The sequence below is a fragment of the Psychrobacter sp. ER1 genome, assembly GCF_048631835.1.
Lineage (GTDB): Bacteria > Pseudomonadota > Gammaproteobacteria > Pseudomonadales > Moraxellaceae > Psychrobacter.
In genome coordinates this window covers 173741-192128 of sequence record NZ_CP184640.1, presented here as the reverse complement: position 1 = coordinate 192128, position 18388 = coordinate 173741, and the positions used below count along the sequence as shown (strand labels likewise).

Annotated in this window: 13 protein-coding genes and 4 pseudogenes; 7 read left to right on the top strand and 10 right to left on the bottom strand. The window is 43.1% G+C overall.

Annotation, left to right across the window (positions count from 1 at the left end):
- Positions 1 to 458 precede the first annotated feature (458 nt).
- Positions 459 to 2423, top strand: a pseudogene (locus ACOBWA_RS00870) (cation:proton antiporter); the annotation flags it as partial.
- 472 nt (positions 2424 to 2895) lie between these two features.
- On the opposite strand, the gene tmk reads toward ACOBWA_RS00870, so the two are convergent.
- Positions 2896 to 3615, bottom strand: coding sequence for a dTMP kinase (gene tmk / locus ACOBWA_RS00865; protein WP_420230691.1), 720 nt, complete (start codon positions 3613 to 3615; stop codon positions 2896 to 2898).
- A gap of 99 nt (positions 3616 to 3714) precedes the next feature.
- Positions 3715 to 5004, bottom strand: coding sequence for an endolytic transglycosylase MltG (gene mltG, locus ACOBWA_RS00860; RefSeq protein ID WP_420229941.1), 1290 nt, complete (start codon positions 5002 to 5004; stop codon positions 3715 to 3717).
- Positions 5005 to 5284: 280 nt separating this feature from the next.
- On the opposite strand from mltG, the pseudogene ACOBWA_RS00855 reads away from it, so the two are divergent.
- Both ACOBWA_RS00855 and ACOBWA_RS00850 read left to right on the top strand, forming a co-directional pair.
- A pseudogene (locus ACOBWA_RS00855) lies at positions 5285 to 5653 on the top strand (DpnI domain-containing protein); the annotation flags it as partial.
- A 66-nt stretch (positions 5654 to 5719) separates the two neighbouring features.
- The gene (locus ACOBWA_RS00850; RefSeq protein ID WP_420230690.1) at positions 5720 to 5938 is read left to right on the top strand and encodes a hypothetical protein; all 219 of its coding nucleotides are present in this window, start codon (positions 5720 to 5722) and stop codon (positions 5936 to 5938) included.
- On the opposite strand, the gene ACOBWA_RS00845 is transcribed toward ACOBWA_RS00850, so the two are convergent.
- A complete protein-coding gene (locus ACOBWA_RS00845; protein ID WP_420229940.1) occupies positions 5935 to 6429 on the bottom strand; it encodes a hypothetical protein in 495 nt (164 codons plus the stop codon). The two genes, ACOBWA_RS00850 and ACOBWA_RS00845, sit on opposite strands and share 4 nt — an antisense overlap.
- A 495-nt stretch (positions 6430 to 6924) precedes the next feature.
- A complete protein-coding gene (locus ACOBWA_RS00840; RefSeq protein WP_420229939.1) occupies positions 6925 to 7323 on the bottom strand; it encodes a hypothetical protein in 399 nt (132 codons plus the stop codon).
- A 143-nt stretch (positions 7324 to 7466) separates the two neighbouring features.
- Here ACOBWA_RS00840 and ACOBWA_RS00835 point away from each other — a divergent pair, with 143 nt between their 5' ends.
- Positions 7467 to 7664: a DpnD/PcfM family protein gene (locus tag ACOBWA_RS00835; RefSeq protein WP_397476631.1), complete on the top strand. Its 198-nt coding sequence runs from the start codon at positions 7467 to 7469 to the stop codon at positions 7662 to 7664.
- 3 nt (positions 7665 to 7667) lie between these two features.
- Here ACOBWA_RS00835 and ACOBWA_RS00830 read toward each other — a convergent pair whose 3' ends face one another.
- The 3 genes from ACOBWA_RS00830 to ACOBWA_RS00820 are packed head-to-tail and all read right to left on the bottom strand — an operon-like array spanning position 7668 to position 9361.
- On the bottom strand, positions 7668 to 8510 hold the full coding sequence (locus ACOBWA_RS00830; protein WP_420229938.1) for an aminotransferase class IV: 843 nt from the start codon (positions 8508 to 8510) through the stop codon (positions 7668 to 7670).
- Positions 8489 to 8695, bottom strand: coding sequence for a hypothetical protein (locus ACOBWA_RS00825; RefSeq protein WP_420229937.1), 207 nt, complete (start codon positions 8693 to 8695; stop codon positions 8489 to 8491). Before ACOBWA_RS00825 ends, ACOBWA_RS00830 begins: the two co-directional genes overlap by 22 nt.
- A gap of 3 nt (positions 8696 to 8698) precedes the next feature.
- Positions 8699 to 9361: a hypothetical protein gene (locus tag ACOBWA_RS00820; protein WP_420229936.1), complete on the bottom strand. Its 663-nt coding sequence runs from the start codon at positions 9359 to 9361 to the stop codon at positions 8699 to 8701.
- A 491-nt stretch (positions 9362 to 9852) separates the two neighbouring features.
- Here ACOBWA_RS00820 and aroE point away from each other — a divergent pair.
- Positions 9853 to 10715 (top strand): annotated as a pseudogene (gene aroE / locus ACOBWA_RS00815) (shikimate dehydrogenase).
- A 25-nt stretch (positions 10716 to 10740) separates the two neighbouring features.
- On the opposite strand, the gene ACOBWA_RS00810 reads toward aroE, so the two are convergent.
- Entirely contained in the window at positions 10741 to 11862 is a 1122-nt protein-coding gene (locus tag ACOBWA_RS00810) for an FUSC family protein (RefSeq protein WP_420229935.1), read from the bottom strand.
- Positions 11863 to 12244: 382 nt separating this feature from the next.
- Between ACOBWA_RS00810 and ACOBWA_RS00805 the strand changes: the two genes are divergently transcribed.
- On the top strand, positions 12245 to 14065 hold the full coding sequence (locus ACOBWA_RS00805) for an acyl-CoA dehydrogenase C-terminal domain-containing protein (protein WP_420229934.1): 1821 nt from the start codon (positions 12245 to 12247) through the stop codon (positions 14063 to 14065).
- A gap of 123 nt (positions 14066 to 14188) precedes the next feature.
- Here the strand turns inward: ACOBWA_RS00805 and ACOBWA_RS00800 are convergent, their stop codons facing one another.
- Together ACOBWA_RS00800 and ybaK are read right to left on the bottom strand one after the other, a co-directional pair.
- A complete protein-coding gene (locus ACOBWA_RS00800) occupies positions 14189 to 14563 on the bottom strand; it encodes a 5-carboxymethyl-2-hydroxymuconate Delta-isomerase (RefSeq protein ID WP_102090903.1) in 375 nt (124 codons plus the stop codon).
- A gap of 204 nt (positions 14564 to 14767) precedes the next feature.
- A complete protein-coding gene (gene ybaK / locus ACOBWA_RS00795; RefSeq protein ID WP_420229933.1) occupies positions 14768 to 15256 on the bottom strand; it encodes a Cys-tRNA(Pro) deacylase in 489 nt (162 codons plus the stop codon).
- 391 nt (positions 15257 to 15647) lie between these two features.
- Between ybaK and plsB the strand changes: the two are divergent.
- Positions 15648 to 18291 (top strand): annotated as a pseudogene (plsB, locus tag ACOBWA_RS00790) (glycerol-3-phosphate 1-O-acyltransferase PlsB).
- Positions 18292 to 18388: the final 97 nt, after the last annotated feature.

Sequence of the window (18388 nt, the reverse complement as noted above, 5' to 3'; positions counted from 1 at the left end):
TGCCTTTTGCATAGTGCAGGATAACCTAAGGCAGTGTTATTTCATACGGACTTCGTATACTTTTGTGGCCGTGAGATAGCTTTTTAGCAGGTACGGCTTACATCAGCTTGAAATAAAATCATGGTATGATGTCAAACCAAATATTTTACTAAACAAACAAAAGTTAGCTTGTATATAAGACTGTTTATTGCAGGTTTATAAACTGGCTATCATCACTCTTGTTTTCCATCTTTTGCATTTCTAGCGTATTGTGATTTATCTAGAAGCGCTTTTGTCTTTGCTACTTTATAGTAGTTATATCATATCTAGCTTATGTTGTGATTCATGATGGCTATCAGTGCGATGGTCTAGCTACAATAAAAACGGATAACAACTTATTGTGAAATAAACGGTAGCGACTATCTTATAACAGCTATCGGTAGATATAAAATATGACAAGATTATAAAAGGATTAATTTATGGATACCGCCCTTTTGCTATCCGGCGTGGTTGGGATTGGCATTGCCGCCCAATGGTTGGCTTGGTATTTAAAGCAACCATCCATTTTATTTTTATTACTGATTGGTATTATCGTCGGCCCAGTGCTGGGTGTATTTGACCCAGATCTGGTATTAGGCGAGCTGATGTTTCCTTTCATCTCTTTGGGCGTAGCAATTATCCTATTTGAAGGATCGCTAACGCTAGAGTTCGATGAGATTAAGCAACATGGTACCGTGGTACAGATGCTAGTATCGGTCGGTGTACTGATTACCATTGCTATCGTGGCACTATCGACTTATTTACTATTCGATGTCGATCCATTGATTGCTTTACTCTTCGGTGCGCTAGTCTGTGTGACTGGTCCGACGGTTATTATGCCGCTGCTGCGCAGTGTACGCCCTAACAAAACCATTTCCAATATCTTGAAATGGGAAGGTATTATCATTGACCCAATCGGCGCTATCGCTGTGGTATTGGTCTATGAGTACATTATCTCAGGCGGTGAAGCCAGTAGTATTCTACTGTTTGCTAAAATTGTCGTATTGGCAACTGCAATGGGTATGGCGGGCGCTTGGCTACTTGCATTCCTTATGCGCCGTCATATGATTCCTGAATTCTTACGTAATGTCTTTACCTTAGCATTTGTACTGGTGTTATTTTCGATATCGAATCATCTAGAGCATGAATCTGGTCTATTGACCGTCACAGTACTGGGCGTGGCATTGGCGAACTGGCCAAAATTCCCACGTGAGACGATTTTAGAGTTTAATGAGTCGTTGACCATTTTGCTGATTTCAGTGCTGTTCATTATTCTGGCGGCGCGTGTAGAGCTAGCAAGCTTGCTCAGCGTTGGTTTTGCAGGGCTAGTGCTGCTCGCTATCGTGATGTTTGTCGCACGTCCACTATCGGTCTGGGCATCGGCTATCGGCTCGAACCTTAAGACCAATGAAAAGCTGATGATTAGCTGGATTGGGCCACGTGGTATCGTCGCTGCTGCTATCTCATCCCTGTTTGCGATTCGTTTGCAAGAGTATGATATTCAAGGCGTAGAGCTACTTGTACCTCTGGTATTTATGGTCATTATCGGTACGGTCATGATTCAGGGCCTGGGTGCAAAGGTCATCGGTAATCTACTAGGCGTACGTGAGCCTGAGACCAACGGTATCCTTATCGTTGGCTCAAATCCAATTACGCTATTGATTGCTACCTCTCTCAAAGACCAAGGTTTTGACGTCATCGTTGCGCACAATAACTACACTAATATTGCACGCGCACGCATGAGCGGTCTACGTACTTACTTTGGCAACCCTATCTCTGATCACGCAGATCATCATCTGGATCTGATCGGTATTGGTCGCTTGTTTGCGATGAGTATGGACAAAGAAATGAACACGTTGTCCGAGATTCATTATCGTCATGAATTTGGTGAGCGTAAGCTATATCGTCTTAAATTCAGTGACGAAAAAGTCAAAAGCGAGCGTGATGACAAGCAATCTAACTTCCATTCACAGTGGTTGTTTGGCAAAGATGTAACCTATACCAAGCTTGCCAGTATGCTGTCCAAAAAGCTCGAATTAAGATTACCAACATCACGGATAGCTATAGCTTTGAGCAATATAAAGCCGATAATAAGCAATTCGTACCGCTATATACCGTCGACAAAGAAGGCAAACTGCACGTCATCACCGATAAATTTGACGGTACTGTCCCTCGTGACCGTAAGCTTATATCGCTAGTGGTAGACGATGAAGTACAGCCAAAGCCAGTCGATGTAACGCCTAAGCAAGAGCAGGCTCGCATGGCAGCGGATGCTAACTTTGAGTCCAATTCAAAAGCCCCTGAAAAGCGTAAAGAGCAGGAGCCTAACCCTGACGATAGCCAGACAGCAGCGCCAGAGCCTTCGGTAGATAGTGACAAAAGCGATGAGCAAAACACTGCTAATCAGTCATCAACCACTCAAAGCAGTAGTACCGAGACTCAGTCACCTTCTAGCACTACGGTAGAGAAAAGTGGAGCAGTAGAAGAGCCAAAAACGTCTGCTACTAATGTGGATAATAAAGGCGTCATGTCTGCAAATTCGACAGCGACTTCGAAGACCAAAACCTCTACGAACAGTAATGGCAATGGTAGTGCGCCTAAAAACAAAAAAGGTGCGCTTGACCCAAATCGTCTACCTGACTCTGCTCAAGATAGCGACGCCTCTAGCGCTACTACTGAGGATGTAAAAGTAGATAAGCCAGACGAAAAATAATATGTGTTGTTATCTGCTTTATTGACTTAAAGATAAAATATTTACCTTAATAAAAAGCCCCAGCAATGTGCTGGGGCTTTTTATTGGTGCTAACTGACTGATTGACTAGCTATCGATACATCTAACTGCCTTATAAATCTACAAACCTACTTGGCAAAATTTAATTATTTGATATCGAATCTGTCCATAACAGTCTGCCATATACGCGCACTCACATCATCCGTACTGCCCGATGCATCAATACGCTGTATGCGCTCAGGATACTCGCTCGCAAGCTGACTAAAACCAGTATGCACCCAAGTAAAAAACTCGGTAGCCTGCTGCTCAAAACGATCTGCCGCACTGCGCTTATTGGCACGTTTCATACCCTCTGCTACTGGCAAATCCAACCACAACGTCAGCTCAGGAAGCTGCGTCACAAATTGTTTGATAAGCAAATCGATTTTGCCGCGTACCAGCTCATCACCATACGCACGCCCAAAGCCCTGATACGCAATAGTAGAGTCGGTAAACCTGTCACATATCACCCAAGTACCATTTTGGAGCGCTGGTAAAATGACTTGCTGCATGTGATCACAGCGCGCCGCAAACAATAGCAGCAACTCAGTATCGTCTTCGATATCCGTCGCTGGGTCCAATAATATGTCACGCAATTGCTCGGCAAATGGGCTACCACCTGGCTCACGAGTACGTAGATATGGAATACCATTAGCTTCTAAGCGCAAGCACAACTGTTCAATTGCGGTGGTTTTGCCTACGCCTTCAGTCCCTTCAAAACTAATAAAGCGCCCTAAATTAGGCACCGTCTCCGTATTTGAAGCACTTGATTCAGGTGGATTCGATGGTGGTGTGTTGGTATGTGACGGTGTTGCGCTGGTGTGCATAGATACTGACATGATATGACCTTATGTCATTGATGAGCACTACCTCTACTTTGTAGCGCTCAATAAACGATAAGTTTTTAAGAAGATTAAGAAGGAATATTACTGCGGCGGCGTTTGAGATTTTTTCTCACGCATGACACTGAGGTAGTCTTTTACCGCTTGATTATGCTCAGCCAAGCTGTTGGTAAATTTGTGCCCGCCATTGCCCGTTGCCACAAAATACAACGCTTCACTATCGGCAGGATGTAAGGTCGCTTCGATAGAAGCCGCTGATGGTAGCGCAATTGGCGTTGGCGGTAAACCATCAATTTGGTAGGTATTGTACGACGTTTTCTCATTGATGTCTTTACGGCGAATATTACCATCATAACGACTGCCCATACCGTAGATAATAGTCGGGTCTGTCTGCATACGCATGTTTTTATTCAAGCGATTTCTAAATACGGCAGAAACTAAAGGACGTTCATCAGCAACGCTGGTCTCTTTTTCGATAATAGACGCCATGACTAGCGCTTCATAAGGACTCTTGTAAGGCAGATTCGGCGCACGATTTTCCCACGCATCAGTCAGTACCTGCTGCTGACGCTTATACAAGTCAGTCAATACTTTTTTATCGCTAGTTCCTTCACCGTAATAATAGGTATCAGGCGCGAACCAACCTTCAAGATTATAGTTAACAATCGGGTCACTGCTATTAGTCACGCTGTCTGGCAATACACCCGTTAAATCCAATGCTTGAGCAATACTGGCATTGTCACTATCTGCGGTCAGTACTTCTTTTTCGATTTTGTCATTGTCACGCAGCGCTTGATAAAGGTCTTTAGATGTCTTGCCTTCGATAATCTGTACCTTGACCATAGCCGCTTTTGCGCCTTGACCTAGTATTTGTAGCGCCTCAGCGATAGTCGGGTTTTCGGGTAATTGATACGTACCAGCATGCAACGGCGCATCGACTTGCGATTTGATATATAGCTTGGCCACGCCTGCTGAGAACAGCGGAATCTGCTGCTGCCACTGCGGTAGTAGACCATAATACGTCTGACCTGGCTCAATCGTGACCATTTGCTGCGGCTGCTCGATACGACCAAACAACGTCTGATAAACCATGACTAAGAAAAATGCAGCAATCAGCCCCAACACTAGCAGCACTTGATAGCCACGTTGCATAAAAAACGATGGGTTATTGACTTTATATTGACGCGGTTTACTGTTACCACTGATAAGCGAGACGTTGGTTGCTGGCGTTGCTGATGTGTCTTCCACCTCATCTACCACTGGTTGCGCGTCCGGCAGCGTGGTATCGACACGCTCCTCGACTGTGCCATCTTGCTTGTTTGACGGCGACTCATTGGGACGTTCAGGTGGTATATTAGGTGTAGGCTTGCTCATGGCAACTCGCGAGGCAGATGTTTGCTAGAATTTAGCACTGAACCGTGCGATTTTCAATGGTATTTGCTTAGCTTATGAATTATCTTGCTCTTGATAGCAGTTTATATGGCTTAATACTTAGGCGTTTTTTTCAGTATTCTCAGCTTATCTATTAATAATAAAAATATCTTATGAACCTACATTTCAACCAAAGTCTTGCTAAAAACTATCACTCTGAACCTCAAAAGTTCGTGTACTCAGTGAAGCATGGGTAAAAGAAAATAGTTACTGCACCAATTGTAGCGCCCAATCGCTAGCTGAGTTTGCTAATAACAAACCTGTCGCTGATTTTTATTGCGAAAATTGTAATGAGCAATATGAGCTAAAAAGTAAAAAAGCCAAGTTAAGCAATGTTGTCAATGATGGCGCTTATAAGACGATGATTGAGCGTATCAATAGTAAGGACAATCCCAGCTTTTTCTTTTTAACCTACTCAAAAGAATACACCGTCAACAATTTTCTAATTATTCCCAAGCATTTCTTTACACCCGATATTATTGTTAAGCGTCAACCCTTATCAGTGACGGCAAAACGAGCAGGTTGGGTTGGTTGCAATATTGACTTACGCCAAGTACCCGAATCAGGCAAAGTGTTTTTGGTCAAAGACCAACAAGTTATACCGCGTGAAAATGTCACCCAACAGTTCCAAAAGACTTTATTTTTACGCAAGCAATCTATGGCTTCACGCGGTTGGACACTCGATGTCTGGCAATGTATCGACCGTCTCGATGTCAGTTTTTCTCTCAATCAAGTTTATGCTTTTGCTAATGAGTTGCAGCTCAAACATCCTGAAAACAACCACGTAAAAGATAAAATTCGCCAACAATTACAAATATTACGAGATAAAGGCATCATTGAATTTGTAAGCCGTGGTCACTATCGAAAATTATACTAAGAACACTTATCATCCCATAATGGTAAACCTTTGGCAGCAACCAAACGACCGTCAAACTTATGAGGAGGGTAATCTAGCTCTAGCTCATCATTTACTTTGAAAAAGTGTTTCACATTGCCATCGAGACAGGTATAAGCTCGATTTTTTACCTGTTTATTCCAGCTCATTAGCAGCCCTAACGGAGTGCGAGAAGCTTTAGTAAAAGCTTGTCTTTCGGTTGTGATTGCACACATCACAGTATCTTCATGAAACTGCTTATCTAAACCTTGTTCAATGACTTCTTGACGAGTATGCGCATACTTAAACACACTCCCAAATGCTGTGTATTTTCTATCTTTCTTAGAATAAACAATACTAAATGCTATCTGTGAATAACAAGGTAAGTGAATCATTTCATCAGGATTTCTTTTCGCTGCACCGCAAACTTTATTGAATATCATCAAGCGTCTGATTTGTAGTGGAATTCGTTGATCTTCATAGGTAGTACGCATTTATTATCCCCTGTTAGATAGTATTGGATAGAATGCAATCATTGATCGATTAACATCAGTACGCAATACTCATTAACAAAAGACGATCAATTATGAAGAACGTTATTGGAGATATGCATCACTCAATAGACTTCTTGCGAAAGTACCAGTGCATTAACTTCAATTGACGGAGCTACAAAGGCTAGTGGTGATTTATGTAAGAAGGCTAATACGTCATATAAACACAGTATCAAGATCATAATATTATAGCCGCTAAAATTTATTAGCAGCTATAACTATAAGTAGTAACTTAATTATGAGTTTCGTATAACATAGTAATTATTTCGAATTATAACAGACGCCTTTCATTATAACGTTCAGGTCTAGGTTCGCCTTGATTGTCACGGTATACATCTGCAATTAACTCATCTCTATCATCCCATAGTGGCAGACGAGCTGTCGCAACTAGACGGTCATGAAACTTATGCGGTGGGTAATCCGAATCAATTTCATCATTTATCCGAAAAAAACTTCTTCACGATAGTCAATATAAGCATGCATTCTATTCTTTACATATTTATTCCAATACCACACTAATTGTATAGGTGTACTAGCTGGGCGAGTAAACTGCTTTAAATTAACAGTTAGCGCACACTTTACTGGCTCATCGTTAGGAAAAATGCGAATACGTTGTTCAATAACTTCTTCGGGTGTTTGTGCATACTCAAACACACCACCAAAAGCTATAAATTTCTTGAAATCCTTTAGATACATAACTCCGAGTGATAACTGAGTAAATTTTGATAAATGAATAATTTCATCAGGTTCTTTCTTCGCTAATTTACAGATTTCATCAAACACCATCAAACGACGGATTTGTAGCGGGATACTTTCATCTTCATAAACTTCGTACATTGGCTTATCTCCTTATTAGATAAGCAGCATTGATCGATTTGCTTTAAGACACAAGACCACGTAACAAAAGACGATCACTTCTTTTGAGGGCTTTTGCTAATCTACTTGGTGTAAATGACTGAAGTGATATATGAGAATCGAGTGTGAATATAATAAGAAAAGATAAAAAGGCAGCACAAACCTTTCAAGTTGAAATTGTCGAAACATTAAGCACTATCGTGGATGTTGTCGCAGAAGATGAGCAAAGTGCGCTTTTGAAAGCGCAAGAAATGTATAGAAATGAGCAAGTGGTTTTATATCCAGATGATTTTATTGATACCAAATTTATTGTTTTTCAATAACAACTAAACGGATTCAAAATCCACAACATCACCTGACAACAACGTCAGACTGCTCATTGGCATGATACCGCGCAGTGCATTGCAAAAGAATAACTGCGTTAATTTAGGCAAATCTTCATCTTGTAGCGACCTGATTCTGACTGGATATTGCGTCGTGGATAGTGCATCTATAATTACCTGACGCATGACGCCAGCGACACCCGATTGAGCCATAGAAGGGGTGTACCACTGACCGGTGGTTAGGTAGTTTTCATTATCTTTATGAATACTAGAGGTAGTTTTGGATTCCGATAGCGACTCTTCTGCCAATTGATAGAATACATTACTCATCGTACCTTCGACCCACTGCCCGCTCATGTCGCGTAACAGACCTTCACCAAGTGTTGAAGCAAGATTTGATGCCAATGGCTCAGCTTTTATACGTTGTAGCTCACTACTAGCGAGGACATTGTCTAAACGATTAAGGCTCTTGAGACCTGCCAGCGGTGGTGGTAAGCAAGCAATCTGAGAAGCCAAACATATTGCCGAAGCATTAGGTTGGATAGGTATTAAGCTCCCATCAGGCAAGGACAGTTGCAGCGCCGTAGAAACTCGCATTGCAGTAGCCTTTAGCCATATTTCACAGTCGCTACCATTTGCATTAGGTGTATAACCATAACCGCGTACATTCTGCGCAGCGCGAGTAACTATTAGCTTTAGCATACCCTGCTCTAACTGCTGGGCATACAGTTGCAGTACGGCTAATAGCTCTTCGCTATTTATGTTTAGCTGCAAGGCTTTAGCATGAGAGACAAGCCTCTGATAATGGTAGTCTGACCACAGTATCAATCCATCAATGACACCCATGGTGGTAAAAAACCGTCAGCGTATGCCAGCCCGCGATTATCTAAAGACATGGTTACCGTTTGGCTAGTCGACCTGCCCTCTTCGGTCACACTGCTGTCTTTGGTCAAACTACTATCATCGGTCACACTGCTGACTTGTGGATACAGACAAACCCAGCCGTTTGGCACTGACGTCATATCGGTCATGATTTAGCTATTGTCTGTTTGAGCGGCGGCTTTATTGATCACCAGCATGCAGCTATAAAACTCGCATTTTGCTAGCTCTATTTTTTGTCCACCGACGATTCTATTTTTGATGATTTGACTATTGAGCATATCAGCAACCATTTTTCCGCCATCATCGCCCATCAGTTGACGCGATAGTTGATAGGCTTTTTTGGCGTGGTTTTGGCTCAGCTCTTTTTCTTTGTCTGTGTCAGTAGGATTGGCATAGTACCAGCCAAGCTCTAGATATTTTTCAGAGTCGATGATATCTAGATAAGGCGCGTCCGTTTTCATAAAGCGATATTTTGCCGCTGGATTACTGGCATAGTCTAGGCTGTTTTCATCCGTGCTCATCACTTCGCCAAACACCGATTTTATACTATCTAACTCGTCCACCGCGAGCGACTCAACCTTATCCGTACCCCATGCTGCGACATCATATCTCACTGGCGTGCCTTGCTGAGCAGTGGCGCCATCTAGGTCAGGATTGTTTGCGTTGTCCTGTACTGGCTCATTCGTTGTTACCTGCTCAGTGGTTTCAGCATCTGGGTTTGGAGCATCTTCTTTGGTGCTGTCACAGCCACTGAGCGTCACACCAACTGCCATTATCGTACCGACTAGAAGGGTCTGTAGGTTAGGATTCCACATGGATAATTTACTCACACTTTTAGATTGATCTCGAAATAGGATTAACGAGCTGGCAGAAACGCCGCTGATAACGAATAGTTTTCAATAAAGAGCATATTTCACAAATATTATAATCTAGCAGTCATTACAGCATATTGATATAGGTTTCCATGTTTTATAGTTTACCCAACTGCTCAGCACTTGACTACCTTTTACGTTACGCGGAGCACTCCCCGAGAGTACAGATTTGTTAAATATATAACGTACCAAAACAGTCTTTTCTTTAATAGGAAGTAGAAAACTGCCTGCGTACTAATTACCTAAAGCTGCTTCAATATCACAATTTATTTTCAAAAGCGATAAGGCAACCTCTAATTAACGCTGTCACTTTCTCATCATTGATTGGTCATAGCCTCTTGGTTTGTCAATCATAGCGTTATCCATTATGATGATTGAGCGCCACTTACTTGCTTCTTTGATGGTATGTTTATTTTCTAGCCAGCGGACTATTTATGACCCAACACTTTATCGTTATTGGCAATCCAATCGCCCATAGTAAATCTCCCGAGATTCATGAGCAGTTTGCTGTACAAGCAGGGATTGATATTAGCTATCAGCGGCAGTACTGCCCTGATGATGCCGCCAGTTTTACAGCTGTTGTTGAGGCGTTTTTTGCGGTGGCGGTGTGGGCGCTAACGTGACAGTTCCTTTTAAACAAGTCGCTTATGACTGCTGCGCAGCGCGTGGTGGCTTATCAGAACATGCCAAAACGGCAGGCGCGGTCAATACATTAATGTTGAACAAAGCACTACTAGAAAGCGGCGTGCCAATCACTGAAGCACTCTATGGTGATAACACGGATGGACAAGGACTTATCAATCACATTATGAGTATGGACTGGCCGCTGACCGATGCTCGTGTGGCGCTAATAGGTGCAGGTGGTGCCGCTCGTGGCGTGATACTACCGTTATTTGAAGCAGGTATTAACTCTCTCACGATTGCCAATCGCACCGTGTCTAAGGCAGCTGATTTGGTAAATGAGCTCAGTGCGGCCAGCTCAATAATCGATGACCAAAATATCGAGGTTTGCGCGACCAATGAACTCAGTGGCGCTTTTGACATTATCATTAATGCCACTTCTATTGGCTTGTCAGGTGATACGTTGCCGCTAGATGATGCTCTAAACTGTCAATACGCTTATGACATGATGTATGGTCGTCCGCTGCCATTCTTGCAGCATTTTGCTGCTCGTGGCGCACAGATCTCTGAAGGCTACGGTATGCTTATCGGTCAAGCCGCTTTAAGTTTTGAGCGTTGGACTGGGCATACTATCGATGTAGCACAAGCGACAACAGCGTTAAATAAAGACGGTTAATCAAAGAGAATGCATTGTAAAGCTATTAACTAAAACGCAGTAATAGCCAATTTTCAAAACGGCGCAGCGGTACACGCAATCGCGTAGAGTGTATCGCCAGACCACCGCTCAATCCAATCACGCAGCCGAGCGCCGTATCAATCATACGCGCTTGGATAACGTCTCCAGCGACTGGTGGCACTGACATCGTACTACCATACTCGGCGATAAATATCGTCAGCGGCGTGATAAATATTACCGCCAGTCCATAATGCCGATCGACAAACGATTCAATCAAAAACATCATACATAGTATTGCTATAGCGATGCTCCATCCTGATAGTCCCCAAGACAGCATCCAGCCCGCCACGCCCATGCCAGCCAACGTACCCAATAAACGGTGCAACTGTTTGATCCACATGGTTCGTAGCTGCATACCTTGGGTGATAATAAAGCAGCTCATCGCTGCCCAGTAGGGATAAGGCAGCTCTAACAGAACAGCAACGACCAACGCCAAACTAACGAAACTTACCACGATCAGACTATCGCTAATCATATCAGGCTGATAGTCATAGACAGGTACAGAAGCAACTGGACGCGTCGCCAATAAGAACAAACTATAGAGTAGCGCTAGCAACATCGAGGAGCCACTACCCAATATCACAAGCCCTATCGCTGAGAGCACTTGATCAATCGGCACAGGGATAAATAGCGCAATCGCACCCGCCATCAACACAAACAATCCTGCTGGTGGTGGTTGCCGATAATAACGACCTAGCATCACTACGCTAATGCCAATCAGCATAAACACAGGTAATCGCAGCACTGGTAACAGCTGCGCGATCAGACCTAATGCAAAGCTCAGTATCATCGCAAACCCCCAAGCCATAACTGTCACTAGCCGATGTGGTAGCCCGCCTGCAAATGGTAGGTTTAGAATAATCATCGAGCCTAGCGAGGCTTTGATACCTGAAGATAAGTCACCAAAATAAGCCCCTACAAACACCGGAAAGCTAATCGCAATCGCCGCGATGATTGGCATATGCCATGGTCGATGGCTGCGATTGACTGTCAGTAAATGACTTAGCTCACCATCGATTAACCCCTTAATACGAGTTAATAGTGCGCTCAACCAAGAGGCTCGCTGTTGCTTTTTTGAGGTGCTCATAAATGGCTTTTCCTATTTGATAAGTCCATTTTTCTTTGAATTTAGATGAGTCTACATAGCCCTTTATAGAGTAATTTCAAGCGAAGATACAATTTACCTATACAAACTAAAATGAATTAATAACATAATTAATCATGAATAATAGTTATTAGTTGTATATTTGTCGCTGTTTAAGATTTATAATCATATCAACGCCATAACAGCTGTCCGTCGCTAAAGACGTTCTAATAACTAATACACTGGAAAGCTGTCCACTAACAACTCACTTGATGACTAATATAACGTCTAGCTCATCCAAAATAAGTAAATATCGCTTACATAAGTTGTGACTCAAATATTGCGCCATAAGTCTATGATAGCGAACTAACCAAAGAGAGCGATTATGTTAACTTACAAAGCCCCCTTACGTGATATCAAATTTTTGATTAATGATGTATTTGACTATCAGACGCATTATAAAAGCTTAGACAACGGCGAAAACGCTGATCCTGAAACTGTAGACATGATTCTACAAGGTATGGCTGATTTTGCTGAAAACGTCATTGCCCCGCTCTATCAATCAGGTGGTGAAGAAGGCTGTCATTTTGAAGATGGCGTCGTGACCACACCAAAAGGCTTCAAAGAGGCTTATGACCAGTTTGTAGAAGGCGGCTGGCAAGGTATTTCATACCCTGAAGAATTCGGTGGTATGAATCTGCCAACGTCAATCAACCTTATCAAATCTGAGATGATCGGTACTGCTAACTGGTCATGGTCAATGTATCCTGGTCTATCAACAGGTTGTATCAACACGCTGCTTCAGTACGGTACTGACGAGCAAAAAGCACTGTATTTACCTAAGTTGGTCGAAGGCTCATGGGCAGGTACCATGTGTCTGACTGAACCACAGTGTGGTACGGATTTGGGTCAAGTTAAATCGAAAGCCATTCCACAAGATGACGGCACCTATAAAATCAGCGGTACCAAAATCTTTATCTCAAGCGGTGAGCATGACTTAACAGATAACATCGTCCATATCGTCCTAGCACGCCTACCAAATGCACCAGAAGGCACGCGCGGTATATCACTATTTATCGTACCAAAGTTCACCCCGAATGCTGAAGGTGAAGCTGGCGAGCGCAATGCCGTTGTTTGTGGTTCAATTGAGCACAAAATGGGCATCAGCGCATCTTCGACATGTGTATTGAACTTTGATGGCGCAGTCGGCTACCTAATCGGCGAACCGCATAAAGGCCTAAAAGCCATGTTCACTTTTATGAACACGGCTCGTATCGGTACTGGTATCCAAGGTCTGGCGCATACTGAATTGTCTTTCCAAAACGCCTTGCCATATGCCAAAGAACGCCGTTCTATGCGTACGCTATCTGGTACTAAAGATCCTGAAAAAGTAGCTGATGCTATCATCCATCATGCCGACGTACGCCGTATGCTACTGACGCAAAAAGCCTTTGCTGAAGGCGGTCGCTCAATGATTTATCATTCAGCACGTTATGCCGATAAAATGGCACAAGGTATTATCAATGGCGATGATGAAGAGTTCGAAAAGTGGGACGACAAATTGGGCTTCTATACGCCAATTCTAAAAGGCTTCTTAACTGAGCTAGGTATCGAAGCTGCCAAGCATGGTCAGCAAGTCTATGGCGGTCATGGCTACATCAAAGAATGGGGCATGGAGATGATCGCTCGTGATGCTCGTATTGCGACGATGTACGAAGGTACTACTGGCGTACAAGCACTTGATCTACTAGGTCGTAAGGTTATCTTACAGTCTAAAGGTAAGATTATCCGTGACTACACGTCAAACATCATGAAATGGTGTGGCGAGTACGCACTCGATAAAGAAATGCGTAAATTTGTTTGGGCACTGACCAAACTATGTGCTGAGTGGAATACCTTAACGGTACGCTTGATGCTGATGGCACGTAAAGATCGTGAAATCATCTCAGCAGCGTCAGATGATTTCCTAATGTACTCAGGCTACGTAATGATGGGTTATCACTGGGCGCGTATGGCAGCGGTCGCTTATGAAAAGCTAGAAAATGGCGGCACAGAAGCACCAGAGTTCTACAAAGCAAAAATTCAGACTGCTGAATTCTACTTTGATAAGTTGCTACCACGCACGTCTGGTCACGCAGAAGCGATGGTTGCCCCAAGCGAAAGCATGACATCAATGGAAATCGATCACTTTGCTTTCTTAGATTAAAATTGACTAAAACTGCATCGATAATTAATAAAAAAGCGCCTATTATTTAGGCGCTTTTTTATGCTTAACTGACAATCTATTTATATAGAATCCACAGCAACGAGCAATTTAAGGCGAGTACTGTTAGCTACCAAGCATCTTCTTATGATAGACCGCACTTATCTCTTCAACTTCTACACATATCTGCAATGCCGCACGCCCTGACTGCTCTGCGCCTATTTTTTCCTCGATAGTAGCAACCAACAGCTCAGCCAATTGATCACGAGTGGCCATATCACGTCCACTCATTAGCTTTAGGTGGGCGTAAATAAATCCATTGGCCTGCTCATCATCTTCAACACCTACTAGAAATGAGTTAATAGGTACAATGCGGGCTTTTATATCAGTAGGCAGCTTAAACTGACCACTATCCCATAACGCCTTGTTTAGCGATTTGAGCAATGATTCTTCATGAGCGATACTGACGTTGGGTGTCACTTGAATGGTTAAATGTGGCATGAGCATGTCCTTAAATGTAGATAAAAATAATAGATAAGCTGGCGTATAAGTCTACGCCTTATCGCTATGGTCAATCTACAACAATCTTGCGCCAAAATATCTTCAATACAAGCGAACTCGGTGTAAATTAGGCATGAATACACTTAGCAAAACTATCGGCACGGCCATTTTGTAATAGGCAGATTATAGCTACCGTAGAATCTTTTATTCATCAGTAATAGCGTCAAAGCAAGCATCAAGCGTTGTGGCCAATTGTGTAGGCGGCAATTCAATCTCTAGACCACGGCGACCCCCACTCACATAGATAGTGGCCTGATCTTGAGCTGTGCTATCTATCACGGTTTTTAGTCGCTTCTTTTGACCCAGTGGACTGACGCCACCCAACACATAGCCTGTACTTCGTTCTACTTGTTTTGGGTCGGCCATCTGCACTTTTTTGCAAGATAGCAATTTGTTAGAAGATAGCGCCTTAGCCATTTTTTTAAAATTAAGTGTTTTATCAACTGGTAATATCGCTACAGCCAGTACGCCATTATCAGTGGTCACCACTAGAGTTTTGAATACCTGTGTCACCGCTACGCCAAGTTTTTCTGCGGCTTCTAAACCAAACGATACGGCATTGCTGTCGTGAGTATATTCGTGTACTTGGTAATCAAGGTTACGTTTTTTGGCAAGATCGATAGCTGGAGTCATAAGTTTTAGGCTTAATAAAATGAAATTGAAAAATAGACGCTATATTTATGAGTCATCGGTGATATAAATATATTATTACCCTAAACATGTGAACTTTCAAATGTTTGAGCATTTTGTATAATTGGTCACTCACTACAGCGTAACCAAACCGTATTAATATTGGTAGTATATACAGACACTATATATCGCTTTGGTGGCTTTTATGGCATCATAAGCGCAACATATTTGACTATTTTTGATACTGATTATGATACCGAAGTTCTTAAAAAAACGGATTTTTAAAGCGCCAGTCGCGACTGATGGCACTGCTAAAACTGTTGGCAATGCAATCGCTACTAAGCCTTATTCTAATGCACCGATCAATCAGCTGTATCGTAAGCTGTCAGGTCAGATGCTCGATATCGCCGTAAAACCTAAGCTATTAGGCGAGCTACCTGAGTTCGACAATGATGATCAGACGCTACGGTTTTATGTACTACAGGACTATTCTCGTTCCAACAGTATTCTGATTGACTTGCAGACGCAAGAGCACAACTTACCGCCTGCACTGGTTGGAGTAAATGATGCCGCCCATAATATTAAAGAAAATGCGGCCATCATATTTTTGAATCACCCAAGTGCCAAAGACAGCCAATTGTCTCCTCGCCTTTCTCGCTTAGTATCTGCTGTGTTGCAATATCCAGAGTTGAAAGTACGTCTAGTACCCGTATCGATTCTGTGGGGACGCGCACCTGAAAAAGAAGATTCGTTATTTAAGCTACTGACTGCTGACAACTGGCAAGATCCTAGCATCACTAAGCAATTATTTAATATCGGGGTGATGGGCCGCGACACTTTTGTACAGTTCCACCCACCGCAAGACTTACGTACCATTATCAACGATAATCTAAAAGGCGATGTGGAAGGACCTGCTACCTTTGACTCAGTTGCTACAGATGCCCTTAAAGCAGATTTAACAGCGGCGGATTCACTCGATACAGAGTCAACGGCTACTAACAGTGATGACGCAACTGACGCTGCGCAGATACCAAACTATGCGCTAGTCGCATCGGCTGATAGTAATCGTGAACTGGTTCGTATGTTGCAGCAGCAACTGTCAATTTATTTAGATAAGCAGCGCGCCAGCATGCTTGGCCCTGATTTATCAGATAGACGTAACTTGGTAGACAAACTGGTGTACTCGCCAGCGATTAAACATGCGATCGAGATGGAAGCAGCCGAAAAAGGGACCAGCGTTCGAGAAGCTCGTAGTCAGGCTAGAGGCTATGCTAATGAGATGGTCAATGACTACTCTCATTCCATTATTAGAGGCTTTTATAAATTTTTGACATGGTTATGGACGCAGTTATATGACGGCGTAGAAGTCCATCACTTCGAGCGAGTACGTGACCTTGCAACCGATTATGAGCTGATTTATGTACCTTGTCATCGCAGCCATGTCGACTATCTATTACTTTCTTATGTTATCTACAAACGTGGCCTGAGTATCCCCTATGTCGCAGCAGGTGATAACTTAGATGTACCTGTATTAGGCCCCTATTACGCGGTGCAGTCGCTTTTTATATTCGTCGTAGCTTCCGTGGTAACGCACTATATACCGCTGTACTGCGCGAATATATGCATACTCTTATCACACGCAACACCCCGATTGAATACTTCATCGAAGGTGGTCGCTCACGTTCAGGTCGCTTGCTACCGCCAAAAATGGGTATGCTAGCGATGACCGTCCATAGCCAATTACGCCAAACCAATAAGCCTGTGGTATTTATACCGACTTATATTGGTTACGAGCGTATTATGGAAGGCGGCACTTATGTCGGTGAGTTAAAAGGTAAGCCAAAAGAGTCAGAGTCTTTGATCGGGCTGCTCAAAGTTGGCCGTAAAATCGAACGTATCTTCGGTAATGTGCACTTGAGCTTTGGTACACCGTTGCACCTTAGCGACTTTATGACGAAATTCGATGTACCAGCCAATAGCTTGCCATCCGATCGTACTGACTCACCGCTCGATGAAAAACTAGCGCCATGGTTGATAACATTGGCGTGAAAGTCATGCAGCATATCAATAAAGCTGCAGTCGTCACCCCTGTATCGCTGCTATCATTGGTTCTGCTATCAGCACCGAAAGCTGCATTGGATGAAAACATTTGCCGCGAGCAAATCGCACTGTACCAAGGTCTGGCTCAGCAGCTGGTCTACTCAGAGGATACAGTTATCACTGATATGACGCCGCAGCAAATCATTGATTATGGTATTAAGCTAAAACTTATTGAGCGTACGCCGCACATCTTGGGCGACATCATTCAGGTCGCAGGTAAGCAAGCAGCTTTACTTAGCTACTTCCGTAATAACATCTTGCATGTCTTTATTTTGCTGTCGTTCCTGTCTGCACTAGTCGCACGCAACGGGCGTATAAAGCGCAGCCGTCTCGATAGTATCGCTGAGCAGCTATATCCGTTCTTACAAAGTGAGCTGTTCTTGTATTACCCAGCACATGGCTTAGCTGATACGCTCAATAAGAAAGTTGATAACTTGCTGTCTCATGGGCTCATCGTTAACTTGGGTGATGATACGCTCAGCGTGCCTGAGTCTAATAGTAAGCATTATCAGCAGCTGCAAGTGCTTGCGACTCCAGTTGGACAAAGCCTTGAGCGTTACTTTATGACGCTTGCTTTACTTGCTCAGCAAGGCTCTGGTAATTTAACTGAAAACGAAGTTGTGGACCTATGTCACTTACTTGGGCAGCGTTTGTCTGTGCTCTATGCAGATGATATTCCCGATTTCTTTGATCGCGCCTTGTTTACCAGTTTCATTAGTGCGTTGACTCGTCTTGACTATCTACAAAAAGACGATGAAACAGGCATACTGACTTTCGACCATCGCATTAACGACATCGCTCATCATGCTAAGTACGTACTAACGCCTGATATGATGCAAATCTTGCAGCAAGTTGCTAGTTTGGATGAAGAAGAAATCACTCACGCCATTACTGAAATTAGTAATAAAAAGCAGCGTAAGTTTGGGCGCAAGCGTTAATTTTAACGGATACCCATACCCTTTAAGATTTTACGCTAAACAAAAAAGACCGCTAATCATTAGCGGTCTTTTTTGGCTTGGACTATATTAAACAGCC

Excerpts from the sequence above, each read along its gene's own strand:
- tmk (WP_420230691.1), bottom strand. The coding sequence starts at position 3,615 with ATGCACACCAGCGCAACACCGTCACATACCAACACACCACCATCGAAT.
- mltG (WP_420229941.1), bottom strand. The coding sequence starts at position 5,004 with ATGAGCAAGCCTACACCTAATATACCACCTGAACGTCCCAATGAGTCG.
- ACOBWA_RS00850 (WP_420230690.1), top strand. The coding sequence starts at position 5,720 with ATGGCTTCACGCGGTTGGACACTCGATGTCTGGCAATGTATCGACCGT.
- ACOBWA_RS00845 (WP_420229940.1), bottom strand. The coding sequence starts at position 6,429 with ATGCGTACTACCTATGAAGATCAACGAATTCCACTACAAATCAGACGC.
- ACOBWA_RS00840 (WP_420229939.1), bottom strand. The coding sequence starts at position 7,323 with ATGTACGAAGTTTATGAAGATGAAAGTATCCCGCTACAAATCCGTCGT.
- ACOBWA_RS00830 (WP_420229938.1), bottom strand. The coding sequence starts at position 8,510 with ATGGGTGTCATTGATGGATTGATACTGTGGTCAGACTACCATTATCAG.
- ACOBWA_RS00825 (WP_420229937.1), bottom strand. The coding sequence starts at position 8,695 with ATGACCGATATGACGTCAGTGCCAAACGGCTGGGTTTGTCTGTATCCA.
- ACOBWA_RS00820 (WP_420229936.1), bottom strand. The coding sequence starts at position 9,361 with ATGTGGAATCCTAACCTACAGACCCTTCTAGTCGGTACGATAATGGCA.
- ACOBWA_RS00810 (WP_420229935.1), bottom strand. The coding sequence starts at position 11,862 with ATGAGCACCTCAAAAAAGCAACAGCGAGCCTCTTGGTTGAGCGCACTA.
- ACOBWA_RS00805 (WP_420229934.1), top strand. The coding sequence starts at position 12,245 with ATGTTAACTTACAAAGCCCCCTTACGTGATATCAAATTTTTGATTAAT.
- ACOBWA_RS00800 (WP_102090903.1), bottom strand. The coding sequence starts at position 14,563 with ATGCCACATTTAACCATTCAAGTGACACCCAACGTCAGTATCGCTCAT.
- ybaK (WP_420229933.1), bottom strand. The coding sequence starts at position 15,256 with ATGACTCCAGCTATCGATCTTGCCAAAAAACGTAACCTTGATTACCAA.